15 protein-coding genes are annotated in these 12610 nt (G+C 40.1%); 5 read left to right on the top strand and 10 right to left on the bottom strand.

Annotated features, from left to right (window positions below; genetic code table 11):
• Positions 1 to 102: 102 nt before the first annotated feature.
• From DC498_RS00810 to mnmD, 3 genes are all read right to left on the bottom strand, one after another.
• Complete coding sequence (locus DC498_RS00810) at positions 103 to 1491, bottom strand: Gfo/Idh/MocA family protein (protein WP_116872222.1); 1389 nt, start codon at positions 1489 to 1491, stop codon at positions 103 to 105.
• 101 nt (positions 1492 to 1592) lie between these two features.
• Entirely contained in the window at positions 1593 to 2468 is an 876-nt protein-coding gene (locus tag DC498_RS00805; RefSeq protein WP_116872221.1) for a sugar phosphate isomerase/epimerase family protein, read from the bottom strand.
• A gap of 124 nt (positions 2469 to 2592) precedes the next feature.
• Positions 2593 to 3249, bottom strand: coding sequence for a tRNA (5-methylaminomethyl-2-thiouridine)(34)-methyltransferase MnmD (mnmD, locus tag DC498_RS00800; protein ID WP_116872220.1), 657 nt, complete (start codon positions 3247 to 3249; stop codon positions 2593 to 2595).
• Between the two features lie 41 nt (positions 3250 to 3290).
• On the opposite strand from mnmD, the gene DC498_RS00795 reads away from it, so the two are divergent.
• Positions 3291 to 3908 carry a DNA-3-methyladenine glycosylase family protein gene (locus tag DC498_RS00795; RefSeq protein ID WP_116872219.1) on the top strand — a complete coding sequence of 206 codons (618 nt, stop codon included), beginning with the start codon at positions 3291 to 3293 and terminating at the stop codon, positions 3906 to 3908.
• A gap of 99 nt (positions 3909 to 4007) precedes the next feature.
• Here the strand turns inward: DC498_RS00795 and map are convergent, their stop codons facing one another.
• The 4 genes from map to DC498_RS00775 all read right to left on the bottom strand — a co-directional run bounded on the left by map (position 4008) and on the right by DC498_RS00775 (position 6508).
• Complete coding sequence (map, locus tag DC498_RS00790) at positions 4008 to 4766, bottom strand: type I methionyl aminopeptidase (protein ID WP_116872218.1); 759 nt, start codon at positions 4764 to 4766, stop codon at positions 4008 to 4010.
• Positions 4767 to 5146: 380 nt separating this feature from the next.
• The gene (locus DC498_RS00785) at positions 5147 to 5722 is read right to left on the bottom strand and encodes a pentapeptide repeat-containing protein (RefSeq protein ID WP_116872217.1); all 576 of its coding nucleotides are present in this window, start codon (positions 5720 to 5722) and stop codon (positions 5147 to 5149) included.
• A 16-nt stretch (positions 5723 to 5738) separates the two neighbouring features.
• Positions 5739 to 6194, bottom strand: a complete 456-nt coding sequence (locus DC498_RS00780) for a GNAT family N-acetyltransferase (protein ID WP_116872216.1) — start codon at positions 6192 to 6194, stop codon at positions 5739 to 5741.
• 95 nt (positions 6195 to 6289) lie between these two features.
• Positions 6290 to 6508 carry a hypothetical protein gene (locus DC498_RS00775; protein ID WP_116872215.1) on the bottom strand — a complete coding sequence of 73 codons (219 nt, stop codon included), beginning with the start codon at positions 6506 to 6508 and terminating at the stop codon, positions 6290 to 6292.
• Between the two features lie 53 nt (positions 6509 to 6561).
• Between DC498_RS00775 and DC498_RS00770 the strand changes: the two genes are divergently transcribed.
• Positions 6562 to 6867: a hypothetical protein gene (locus DC498_RS00770; RefSeq protein WP_116872214.1), complete on the top strand. Its 306-nt coding sequence runs from the start codon at positions 6562 to 6564 to the stop codon at positions 6865 to 6867.
• 78 nt (positions 6868 to 6945) lie between these two features.
• Entirely contained in the window at positions 6946 to 7233 is a 288-nt protein-coding gene (locus tag DC498_RS00765) for a hypothetical protein (protein ID WP_116872213.1), read from the top strand.
• Positions 7234 to 7252: 19 nt separating this feature from the next.
• Here the strand turns inward: DC498_RS00765 and DC498_RS00760 are convergent, their stop codons facing one another.
• Entirely contained in the window at positions 7253 to 8857 is a 1605-nt protein-coding gene (locus DC498_RS00760; protein ID WP_116872212.1) for a Na+/H+ antiporter, read from the bottom strand.
• Positions 8858 to 9109: 252 nt separating this feature from the next.
• Between DC498_RS00760 and DC498_RS26705 the strand changes: the two genes are divergently transcribed.
• The gene (locus DC498_RS26705) at positions 9110 to 9271 is read left to right on the top strand and encodes a RagB/SusD family nutrient uptake outer membrane protein (protein ID WP_116872211.1); all 162 of its coding nucleotides are present in this window, start codon (positions 9110 to 9112) and stop codon (positions 9269 to 9271) included.
• A gap of 793 nt (positions 9272 to 10064) precedes the next feature.
• Here the strand turns inward: DC498_RS26705 and DC498_RS00740 are convergent.
• A complete protein-coding gene (locus tag DC498_RS00740) occupies positions 10065 to 10958 on the bottom strand; it encodes a LysR substrate-binding domain-containing protein (RefSeq protein WP_116872208.1) in 894 nt (297 codons plus the stop codon).
• 95 nt (positions 10959 to 11053) lie between these two features.
• Here DC498_RS00740 and DC498_RS00735 point away from each other — a divergent pair, with 95 nt between their 5' ends.
• The gene (locus DC498_RS00735; RefSeq protein WP_116872207.1) at positions 11054 to 11479 is read left to right on the top strand and encodes a DUF1801 domain-containing protein; all 426 of its coding nucleotides are present in this window, start codon (positions 11054 to 11056) and stop codon (positions 11477 to 11479) included.
• Positions 11480 to 11497: 18 nt separating this feature from the next.
• Here the strand turns inward: DC498_RS00735 and DC498_RS00730 are convergent, their stop codons facing one another.
• Positions 11498 to 12589: a PorP/SprF family type IX secretion system membrane protein gene (locus tag DC498_RS00730; RefSeq protein ID WP_116872557.1), complete on the bottom strand. Its 1092-nt coding sequence runs from the start codon at positions 12587 to 12589 to the stop codon at positions 11498 to 11500.
• Positions 12590 to 12610: the final 21 nt, after the last annotated feature.

The following is a 12610-nucleotide window of genomic DNA, read 5'->3' as shown; positions in this document are numbered from 1 at the left end:
GATCCTTTTGTGATAATTTTCTGAAAGGTAATTTGTACGAATATATAAATGAAAAAAATCCGGCAATGTTATCTGCCGGACTTTTTTGTTATTGAAAAGATATTATACTTTATCAGGGACGGTATATTCTTTACGATATGTTCTTGTAAGCATAGCATTCGCTTCTTTATCGTTTACAAATTTTTCGTCGCCGTTCTTTCCGCCGCCAAAGGTAAGGGCGCGGTTAAGCTTGTAAGAAATATTTGCCAGCAAAGGAAGCGCTGAAGAATAAAATCCCTCTTTAATATCGCAATGCAAACCATCACTGTTGCCTGCGCGGATAGCATCTATGAAGTTGGCATAATGCTCACTGCCTCCGGGAGGGGTAAGCGGGTTATCTACATTCTGGCTTGGTCCTGTTTTAGATCCGGCAAATGGTTCTTTTTCTCTTTTACGGAAAGCTTTCCATTTGTCACCATCCAGTTCCAGGTAACCTTCGGTGCCATAAAACATATTTCCTATTCTTATATCCAGGCTTGATTCTCCATTGGAATAGCGTCCCCTGGTTTCAAATTCCAATATTTTTCCATCATCGTATTTGAATACTGAAGTTTGAGTATTAGGCGTTTCCTGTGCGCATTCTTTGGGGTCAATACCAAAAATATTTCCGTTTGAATACACTGATACAGGGTGATCATTTTTATTCAGTCCCCAACGAGCAATATCAAACTGGTGAGGACCCTGGTTGCCGGTATCACCATTGCCTGTATTCCAGAACCAGTGCCAGTTATAATGCACTTTCTTTTCATTATAAGGGAACATAGCCGCGGGGCCAACCCAGCGATCAAAATGCAGGCTTGCTGGAGGTGTGCCATCGGGCGCAATACCAAATGAATCGCGTGGTTTAATACAAAGCCCTCTGGCCATAAATACATCGCCGATACCGCCGTCATGCAGAAACTTCATTGCTTCCATTACGTTGGCTATAGAGCGATTTTGGAAACCTACCTGCACACGCCTGTTGTATTTGCGCGCCGCCTCAATCATTTTTTTGCCTTCCCAATAGTCGTGGGAAGCAGGTTTTTCGCAGTACACGTGCTTGCCTGCCTGGCAGGCCCATATCGTACCAAGCGCATGCCAGTGGTTTGGCATTGCAATAGATACAGCATCAATTTCTTTATCATCAAAAACTTTGCGCATATCCCATTCCGTTACCGGCTTTTCTCCTGTTTTGTCAAAAACAGTTTTAGCTCTCGATTCAAACCATTGCTCATCAGCATCGCAAAGCGTTTTTAATTTTACATTCCTGCTTGTTTTTAAAGCGCACCATTTATCAATATGCGTTTGCCCCTGGCCATGAATACCTAATACAGCAAGTGTAACACGTTCATTAGCGCCCATGATATTGCCGTAAGATTTAGCGCTGAAGCCCAGTCCGCCAATAGCAATACCGGCGCCGGCCAGTGTGGTTTTCTTTATAAAGTCTCTCCGTGAATTGTTTTGATCTTCCATATGTTAATGTATGTTTTTTGTGTGCAAAAAAATCGTTATTAATATATATGGTTTATAGTTTGTGGTTTGTTGTTTATGGTTTTCAAACTACAAACAACAAACTAAATATCCGAAATCATCTTATTAAACACTTCTAACTGCTCTTTCATAGCGGCTACCCTGTCTGTGGGTTCGGTTCTGGCTTCCAGTAAAATCCAGCCTTTATAATTAATGTCTTTAAATAAATTCATCAGTTGCTGGTAAGGGTAATTGCCTACATTCAACTCACGAACATGCACCGTATCTCCAAACCATTTTTTTACGGAATCGAAATTCGCTTCCAGCCCCGGCGCCAGCAGATCTTCATCATTACAGTTCCAGCAAATTTTTACATTCGGCTCGGTTACCTGGTCAAATATAGCTTTCATATTTGGTAATTCCTGTGTATGCCTGCCATGCACTTCAACTCTAACCAGTTGCCCGAGGTTCCGGGCAAATTTTCCTACTTCATTAAAGGAAGCCGCTATCTGGGCGATCGTTTTTTCCCTGGGCACAGCATCCGGCAGGTCGTTTGGTTTTATTTTAATGCCTGTAGCACCAATATCTTTGCAAAGCTGAATATATGTTTTGGTGTCTTCAATATTTTTCTTCAGTATAGCCGTGTCAGGACTATGATATTCGAAATTAGAACCATAACCCAGGCAGGTAACTTTGCTGTCTGCAAACCGCTTCTTCACTTCTTCTCTTTCTTTCTTCGATAAATTACTTTCTACTTTATGTGCATGTTGCGTGCGCAGCTCAACTGCAAGCAATCCTGTTTTTTCGCAATTGGCTATAAGCGTTGGTAAATCCCAGTCTTTGCCCCATTGGTAGGTTACCAAACCAAGGCGCATACCTGCAGGCGCTGCTGAATAGCTGCTTAATATTCCTGATGTTGATATGCCTATTCCGGCTAAAGTGAGCTGTTGTAAAAAATTACGACGGGATAATTGATTCATATGGCTGGTTCTTGTGAATTGTGTGAATAGTGAATAGTCAATGGTGAATATTTAAAGAAATAGCATTACAGCAATAGCTTATACGGCTAAAGTTAATGATATCTATGAGAAGGAAGGCATCTTATTATACTTTTTCTGCTGATAAAATTTCTCTTTTTCCCGGTGGCCCGGGCAGTTTTTTTACTGCAAATCCAGCTGAGATCATTGCCCTCCTCACATCCCCCTTGCTGCAATAGGTAAGCAATCTGCCCTGCGGTGACATGTATATAAATATTTTCCGGAATATTTCTTCTGTCCATAATTCAGGTTGGGCTGCCGGTGCAAAGGGGTCAAAATATACCAGGTGAAACCTTGTTGCAGATTGAAATTGCTGTAAGGGCTGTTTTATTTTAAGTAAGGTAAACAGGGGAGAAACAGCAACCGGCTGCTCCCAGGTGCAGGAATGCATTTGCATAAAATATTTTTCTAACCCGGGTTTGCCTGATTGTTTGCAATAGTTTAATGCGGCTGCTTCTTCAACAGATAATGGATATGGTTCTATGGCAGTATAGTATATGTTTTTTTCTCCGGCTTCCGCAAATGTAAGTATCGCGTTTAACCCGCTCCCAAAACCTATTTCGAGGATATTAATGGTTGATTGATGCGTAGCAAGAAGCCCTGCCTGAATAAATATATGTTTTGATTCCTGTATGGCGCCATGTACAGAATGATAAGTAACATCCATCTCCGGAATGGCAATGGTATGTGAGCCATCTTTGGTAATAATGATTTTCCGCTTCATCAAAATCAATACCTATTTTAGCGATTACTAAGCTAAGTTTTATGCACTATATCAATCATCTCTCGAAGGATAAAAAATTAAATAAGTTATTAGAAGGTAAGTCGCATAAATTAGTAAAACGGAAAAATATCTGTATCTATCTCTGTGCTTCTATCATGAGCCAGCAATTATCAACCAAAGTGGCTGATGTAATATATCAACGGTTTCTTAACCTGTATAACGGGGAAGCGCCAACTGCTCAGCAAATACTGGATACAGCATCTGAAACATTGCGCAGCATTGGGCTTTCGAATGCTAAAGTGAGCTATGTAAAAAACGTGGCGCAGTTTGAGCTGGAGCAGGGCATGGATTTTAAGAAGTTAAATAAGATGGATAACGAAGCAGTGATCACATATCTTACACAGATAAAAGGTGTTGGGAGGTGGACGGTGGAAATGCTTTTGATGTTTGCTTTGGGCAGGGAAGATATATTTTCTATTGACGACCTGGGCATACAGAACGCGATGATCAACCTGTATAAATTAGACAGAACGGATAAAAAGAAATTCAGGGAATCATTATTGAAAATATCAAACCGCTGGAGCCCTTACAGAACCTATGCCTGCCTGCATTTATGGAGGTGGAAGGATAATGCGCCGAATGTGAAAAGCAAGAAATAATAAACCGGAGGATTTGAAATTTGAGATTGGATAAAACGTTCCGGAGAAACTGCATCCCTGCACCAGGTAATGGTTCTGTCAAATCTCAAATTCCTAATTTCAAATACCATTCTCTATGGTAAGGATGATGGGCTTATCATCTGTTATAACAATAGTATGCTCGTGCTGGGCTACAAAGCCACCCCTGTTGCCGGTGAGTGTCCATCCGTCAGCGCCGGTTTCTGCCATGGTAGAGCTCGTGGAGATAAATGTTTCAATGGCCACCACCGAATTTTTCCTGAATCTTGTATGATTGAAGCGGTCACAAAAATTAGCTATTTCTTCAGGCGCTTCATGAAGGCTTCTGCCAATGCCATGCCCTGTGAGGTTTTTAATAACCCTGAATCCTGATTTTTTAGCCTGTGTTTCGATGAATAAGCCTATTTCTGATATGCGAACGCCACCTTTGATCCTGTTGATGGAAGATTGCAAAATCTGTTTGGAAGTATTGATCAGCTTTTGAAATCCGTTAATATCATTTCCAATAATGAATGAGCCGCCATTATCAGACCAGAAGCCATTTAATTCCGCCGATACATCAATATTAATGAGGTCGCCCTCTTTTAAAATTTTTTCAGCGGAAGGTACGCCATGGGCGATTTCATTATTAATGCTTATGCATGTCCATCCGGGAAAATTGTAAGTAGACCTGGGTGCTGACTTAGCGCCATTTTGCTGAAGAAGCCTGCCGCCAAATTCATCCAGCTCCAGTGTGCTCATACCGGGTTTTGCATATTCCCGCATTGCTTTAAGTGTGTTTGCAACAACTTCACTTATTTTTTTCATTCCATCAAGTTCTGCCGCTGTGGTAATTGACATGTTTTTGTATTTGTGCGCAAAGGTAGAGGAAAAGAGAGAAGGGGATAAGTAATGAGTGGTAAGTAGTAAGAGTTACTGGTTACAGGTTTCAGAAAAACCTTATAGGTTTGCAGTTGCTGATAGCTGACTGCTCATAGCTTAAAAAAAAGAAACAGCAAAATGGGTTTAAGGTTAAAAAAGTTCAGGGGCTTTTGCTGTTTCTTTATTCAAACACACAAATAATCTACTTTCAGGGTTTGGGATCAGAGATCGGGGGGCGGTGTCGATCAAATCAGCGATACAAAGAAACGATGCTATTACATTCTGGAAAATAGTACGTGTTATTATTGTTTTGTAATGGATAATACTACAAGCCCCGAAAAAATACCAGGGAAGGAAGACTATATTTCTATTACTATACCATATTTCTCAAGCAAGCCCGGTAAACCCTCCAGGGAAAACTTCGCCTTTTTCAATTTATTTGCTTCCGGGTTAATGCTATAATTGTATGCTGTCCTGAAATCTGCTTTTTCCAGGCTGGTGTTTTCAAACCTTGCTCCTGTAAGGTCACATTTTTCGAAAATAGCGCTGGTAAGATCAGCCAGCGTAAAATTTACCTCGCTAAGCGTGCAGTTATCAAATCTTGTGTTTTTCATTTTGCGCCTGGCAAATGACGAGAAATTTAAGACGCAACCTTCGAAACCTGCCTCAAAAAGAAAATCATCACAATCATCAAAGAGCAAACCCATCATTTTGCAATCTTTAAAGTAGACATTTCTGAATGCGGTTTTTTGAAGCTTCGCATTGCTGATATTACAGGCGGTAAACCGGCAATCCATAAAATGGATGGAGGATAAATCAGTATTTGAAAGGTCGCAGTCTGTAAAAGCGCAATGATCATAAGTAATATAACCCCATTTAAAGTCAGCCATATTCCTGCTGTCAAAATCCTGGTCTTCTATAAAAATTCTTTCCATAATGGTTACGGTGTTTTTAATATGGTAATATTTTTTTCATGCATACACTGTTCTCTACGTTTTTATACTGTCCAAAGTTTTCTATCTGTATATATCCTGCTTTTTGGTATAAACGGATTGCTTCCGGCTGCCGCTTACCCGTTTCAAGCACACATGCAGTGTAATGCAGTTCCTTTGCCCATTGTTCAAGTTCATTTACAATATACAGCCCAACAGATTGCCCGCGATATTCCGGTAATACATACATTCTCTTTATTTCAACAGAGGTGTCATCGTATTGCTTAAATGCTCCGCAGCCAACCGGCTTATCTTTTGCATAGTAAACGATGACATTGCGGATCATATCAATTTTATTAAACTGGTTATAAAATGCATGATCAGCTCCATCTCTTATTGCAAGATCTTTATCCAGCAATACAACCAGGTTTTGAAAATCAATATCGCCTGAATTGGTTCTTTTAAAAGTTGTCATAAATAATGATGTTTTCCCTTTAAGTCAGGTATATCTTTTCGGCATTATATAGCTTTTATGGAAACTTATCCGGATAAAATTACAGAAACCCGTTTTTAAAACCTTAGTGACATAATAGTAGTTGAAACGCCATAAGAAGTCCCAAATTCCAGAATATGCCTGGCATTTAACGCTCTTGCCTGCAAATAAATAAATGCGCCCTGCGCAGGGTGAATAGGAATATACTTATCATTAAAATAAGCTTCATGCGCTGTTTTCCAGTCAATGCCTTTGCCAAGCAGTTCAAAAACCTGCGGCAAAAAATGTATAATCATTTTCGGGAGCTGCTTTAAAGCAGCTTTATATAATTACGAGTAAATTTGACCTCATGAAAGAAATTTATTTATGTTTCTGCCTTTTGCTCATATCACTACTTATTTTTTCTTCTGCCTGTGCCCAATATGAAAAAGTGCCGGATACTGTTGTAAAGAAATGGATTGGACTTGCCCCGGTAAATAAACACACAAAAATAAAAGCGCTTGCTGTAGGAATTACTCCTGCATTTGACTTTGAGAAAGAAGGATATATTAATATAAATGGCATTAACCTTGAAGTCAGTCCATTGGGGATCATTGGAGGACTTTGGGGAATGATGTACGGACTGGTTGGAGTTAAAGATAGTTCAGGTCAGTGATCAACTTTTTTTTCTAACGAAAGTGATAAAAACGAAACTGATTATACGAAGTATAGTACTATTATAAATGGTTTATCTGTGAGTATTGGCGGCATTGCCGTAGAAAGCGTGAATAATGGTGTCTTTATAAATGGGCTATCATCTGCAAACTATATTTCAAATGGTGTACATCTTAGCGGGCTGATCAATTCTCTGTATAAATTTAATGGTATTTTAATTGGAGGTTTTTCTAACAATGTTCAAAGAGGAAATGGTCTTATGATTGCATTAATCAATAATTGCCGGCAGGGAAACGTAGTTCAGATAGGTTTGTTTAACCGTATCGGCCGTCGTGTTATTCCTTTCATTAACTGCAGATTTCAATAGTCTGGTCCAATATTTATCACTAATACTTATGCAATCTCGCTTCTTCAAGATCAAGGTTGTTCTCCATGATCCTGATCACTTCATCATCATATTTGTGTTCCAGCCTGAAACGGTTTAAGCCTTCCCTGCGCAATGCTACCAGTTCAAGCATTATTTTACGTTGTAACCCCCGGAGTGTGCTTAAGTTTTCTTTTTTGCCTTCCCCACTCAGGCTGTCTTCAACAGCTGTAATATTGCTTACCAGCAATTCTTTTATATGCGCGATGGTTTCGTATTGCTCCATTTCATATATATACTTCGAGTCGAGGTATTCTATCTGTTTTTTACTCAGCGCAAGCCTTATGGCTTCCATTTGCTCTTCTTCCGGTATATGCTCATCAATTTCTTCCACTTTCAGCAGCTTAATAAATAATGGCAGGGTAAGCCCCTGGAAAACGAGCGTTACCAGTATTACGACAAACGTAATAAATAGTATAAGGTTACGGTGCGGAAACTCATCGCCGTTATTTAATACTAATGGAATAGCCAGGGCCGACGCAAGAGAAACCACCCCACGCATTCCTGCCCAGCCAATAATGAACGGAAGTTTTGTACCAGGGCTTTTTTCTTTTTCACGAAGGGTGGGGCTCAGCCACCTGGGTAAAAAAGCGGAAATATATACCAGAACAATCCTTATTACAATTACCATTAAACTGATCAGCAGTGCATAGTATATAGCTTGCTTTAAAGAGTATTCTCCCAATCCATTAATGATTACAGGCAGTTCCAGTCCTATTAATATAAATACAAAACCGTTCAGCAGAAAGCCAACGGTCGCCCATACTTCTTTGGTTTGCATCCTGGTATTAAAGTTCAGGAAGTCGCTTGAACGGAAAGAGAGAAACAAACCGCCGCTTACTACAGATAACACACCAGACCATTCAAACTGCTCTGCCACCACATACATCAGGTAAGGCGCAATGAGCGTCATCGGCGTTGTAATACTTGATGCTTTAACCCAATAGCGCATCACCAGGTAAAGGATATGCGCTATTACCAACCCCACAAAAACGCCCATTACGGATAATACCATAAACTCAACCGCGGCTTTTTGAAATACAAACTCACCCGTAAGCACCGCTGCAATAGCAAAGCGGAAAATAGTAAGTGAAGCGGCATCGTTTACCAGGCTTTCTCCTTCCAGTATAGTAAGTCCGCGTTTAGGCACCTGCATACCTTTTAATACAGAAGTTGCTGCAACCGCGTCGGGAGGTGAAATAATCCCGCCCAGTAAAAAGCCCAGCGCAAGCGTAAAACCCGGAATAATGTGTATGGAAAAATAAGCTATTGCCGCAGAGGTGGCTATTACGAGCCCAAATCCTAATAATAATATGGAGCGCCGCCATTTTAATAGCTGGCTCCATGAAGAATACCATGCCGCTTCAAATAAGAGTGGCGGCAGGAAAATCAGGAACACAAGATCAGGATCAATTTTTACCTCCGGCATGCCCGGAATAAAACTGATGAGCAGTCCGCCGATAACTAAAAATATGGGGTAAGAGATTTTTAAACGCTGGCTTAACATGTACAGTAAAGCCATTAAAAAAAACAAAGCCAGTATAAGCAGGAGCGTGTGATGGATCAAAATGAAAAATTTATTTTAAGATTTATTTTAATTTGAATCTGGCTAAAGATAGGAAATTTGAAAAAAAATGTCGCCATGAATGCACAAATATGATGTATGGAATTTATTCGGATATGCTGTATAACCATGAAAAATCAGGGATGCCGGATAATTAGCCTTAATGTTTCTTAACTCCTTAATGGTTGTAACCCTGGCTCAGCCGTTGCAGGCGGGTGCTGCAATCGGTGGCTCACTGGCAGCTCCACCACCGTTATGCAGGCATTGAATGAATATACGTATACCTGCAGAGATGGTGTACAGAGCGATCCGGTAAAAATGGATTATTCCAATTGTACACAACAGCGTTGGATATTGCCTATACCACAGGTTGAAATTGATGCTGATCCGAATCTGACACAGAACCCGGGATATTAAAAATGCGTTTTTTTAAATTGATGGTTCTTCAATACAATTCATACCTATATCTTTTTTTATTGCCTGTAATATTATTGTACGCTATTATATTACAATGCACACCATAACAAGCAGCAATACCGGGAATCAGTGTGCTTTCATTATTATAATTAGGGCTTGCTGTTTAACTCCCGGCATTTATTTTTTTAAGTTTTTACCAGTAACCGGGTTAGCCGCCTCTTTTTGTCAGGTTTCGCCGAAGGCGAAATTGAAAAAATGCGAAGCATATTTTTTCAAAAGACAAAAAGCAGCGGCGTTCCGGTTACGCAGCCCGCCGGCTGCGGAGGTAAAAAAGGTTCGTAAAATTTAATTATGGCGAAACAGCTGCATGGTTTTCGAAAAATTTGATTCAAAACCCTTACAACAATTTAATAACCAAAGCATGAATATACAATGATCTTTATCAGCATATCACCAAAATGGAGTTAAACAGCAAGCCCTAATTATAGCCTAATTTGTTTCTGCCTGAATATAAACCGCATTATGAACCAGATACCGATAAAAACAAACTGCAAAACTGATAACCATTAATAATCTTAATTCCATTAAGCTGAGTGAAACAAATAACGACAGGCAAAAAATCAGGAAGAGTAAAAAAATAAGCATTCCCAGGCTTTTGAGTATGGTCAGCATACCTTTAAGGTGATTGCGTTGTGCCGGGAGTATAATGCCATTCTTCATACAAATGCTTTATTTGTGATGTAAAGTTGCTGTATGATATCTCCCGGAAGAAATTGCTAATAGTAATCTTCCATTACCTGAAGTTATAATGACGTGCAAATTTCATAAACAGGTCTGCCAGCGATTCCGGTTGGCCCTGCTGCTGTATAAAATAAAAATCGCGTTCTATGGTAAGGTTTTTTACTTCTACTACTGAACACAATTTATTGTTCAATTCGTTTAAGATCGAGTGAATAGAAAGGAATGCCATCGTGCCGGAATTCAGCAGGTAGCGTTTTATGCTTTCCGTGCTGCCCAATTGCATCTCCACTGTCAACTGCGATATTTTTATTCCTAAAGGCTTTAATGCATGTGCTATCACTTCAAGGGTACCGGAGCCGGGTTCCCTCAGTAATAAAGGAATATTGAGCAATTCCTCCGGCCTGATCATTCCCTTTTTGGCAAGCGGGTGATGACTGTTGGCAATAAGCACCAGCTCATCTTTTACAAAGGCGGTATACCTGAAAAGATTACGCTTTGATCTGCCTTCTATTATACCGAGATCAATTTTTTTATTTTGCAGGTCATGCTCAATTTGCTCTGTATTGCCGGTGGTAAGTGTAACTTTTGTATCGCTGAACTTTTTATGAAAGGCGGCCAGTACGGGTGGCAGCACATATTGTGCAACCGTGGTGCTGGCGCCAATCCTTATAGTTCCGGATTGTTTTTGCGTAATGGTATTCAGTTCAAATTCAAGATTACGGTATATGCCGAAAATCTGCCCGGTATATTGAAACAGTATTTCTCCTGCCTGTGTTAATTTTATTTTAGTGCCGTTTCGCTCAAAAAGTTTTATTTTAAAATAACTTTCTATTTCGTGTATGTGCTTGGTAACAGCGGGTTGGGTAATAAATAATTCTTCAGCGGTTTTTGTAAAGTTAAGCCGGCGGGCAGCAGTATGAAAAACCTTGAGCCGAAAATCGAACATGCGCTGGTGTGTTTTGAATACGCCGGTAAAGCTATAAGAATAAATCAAGACTGATATGAAATAATAACTGTACATCTTTAAATAATATAATTTATATGGCTAAAAATAAGACTACCCAAACAGGCGAAAGCATAATTGATTTTATATCCAAAGCTGCCGATACCGATCAAAAAAGAAAAGACAGCTTTGAGCTATTGGAACTGATGGAAAGTGTTTCGGGGTTTAAACCTAAAATGTGGGGACCTTCTATTGTTGGTTTTGGCAGCTATCATTACAAATATGATAGTGGTCACGAGGGAGATGCACCGCTGATAGGGTTTTCTCCGCGAAAAGCGGCTATTTCCTTATATGTATTCACTGGCGCAAAAGAACATGCGCATTTGCTGGAGGGTTTAGGAAAATTTAAAATGGGCAAAGCCTGTATTTATATAAAGAAGCTACCGGATATTGATACAAAAGCTTTAACGGCACTGATGAAACAGCATATAGCCTTTTTACAAAGCAAATACGGAAAGAAATAATGTATTGTAATCTCGTTTTTAGAATCTGGGTACAGGGCATTGTGTAGACCGCAAATTCTGATTGTACTGGTTATAAAACCCATTATACAATAATGCGAACTCAGACGCTCCATACATATTGTTGTAGTTCTTCAGCGAAGAAGTTGTAGCATCGTAGCTGAACATCAGCCTTACTGATTTCCATTGAAAGCCCAGCATCGGAACAGCGGCATCACCATAACGGTAGTACAACCCTGCTATTAACTGTGTTTCCCCATCGCCGGATAAATTGTAATTAGCATGTAAGCCCAGCGTAAGCTCTCTTGCTTTTGCCTGGGTTGTGAAATACGCACCGGGGCTAACAATAACCCTGTCGTTTATTTTTATCATGGCATCGGCAAAAGCAATATACCGCCTGGCTATTGTATTGTCGTATACTTCACCGGTATTGGGATCAAAGCTTGTTGAAAAAAAAGATTCCTTTGGAGAATTTACGTGATGCACAGATACGCCTGCATGCATATAAACATTATCTGATGGAAAGTATGCATAATTCAACCCAACCTGCATATCAAGATAATTAATGCTGGTGGCCGCGAAGTTTTCACCACTTGGTGCGCCTGCATCAAAAAATTTCCCGTTCCATTGATTGTCGTAAGTAAATTTTGTTACATCCACTCTTTTATTTGCCCATCCGATATTAAAACCGGCAGAAAGCAGTCCTGTGCTGCCCAGCATTTGGTGATATGCCGCGGAGCCATATACTTTTGTTGAAGTGAGGTTTCCGCTTCCGGCAACATCGCGGAGAATAGCGCCGCCTAAGCCAACCCAACCTGATTCAAACCTGTCGCGGAATGCCTGTGCATCTCCAAACACACTTATGGTTTTGAACTGGGCGGGAATGCTTGTCCATTGCTGCCTGTAGTTCGCTCCAAGCCGGTAATCATTTTCCGGTAAAAAACCAGTATTGGCAGGATTGGTTGTAAGCGGTGAATTAAAAAACTGGGAGAAATGAAGATCCTGTGCGTTAACCATCATTATCATAAAAAACAGGAATAATACTGTTGCCACGCACCTGCGCAGCACAGTATTCTGATAATTGCGGTTATATAGCAAAATGCCTCTGCGCATTACAGCGGATTTGTTATTTTC

The organism is Terrimonas sp. (assembly GCF_003075435.1).
GTDB lineage: Bacteria > Bacteroidota > Bacteroidia > Chitinophagales > Chitinophagaceae > Agriterribacter.
Note: the sequence above shows the minus strand (reverse complement) of the source record. Positions and strands in the feature narration are given on the sequence as shown.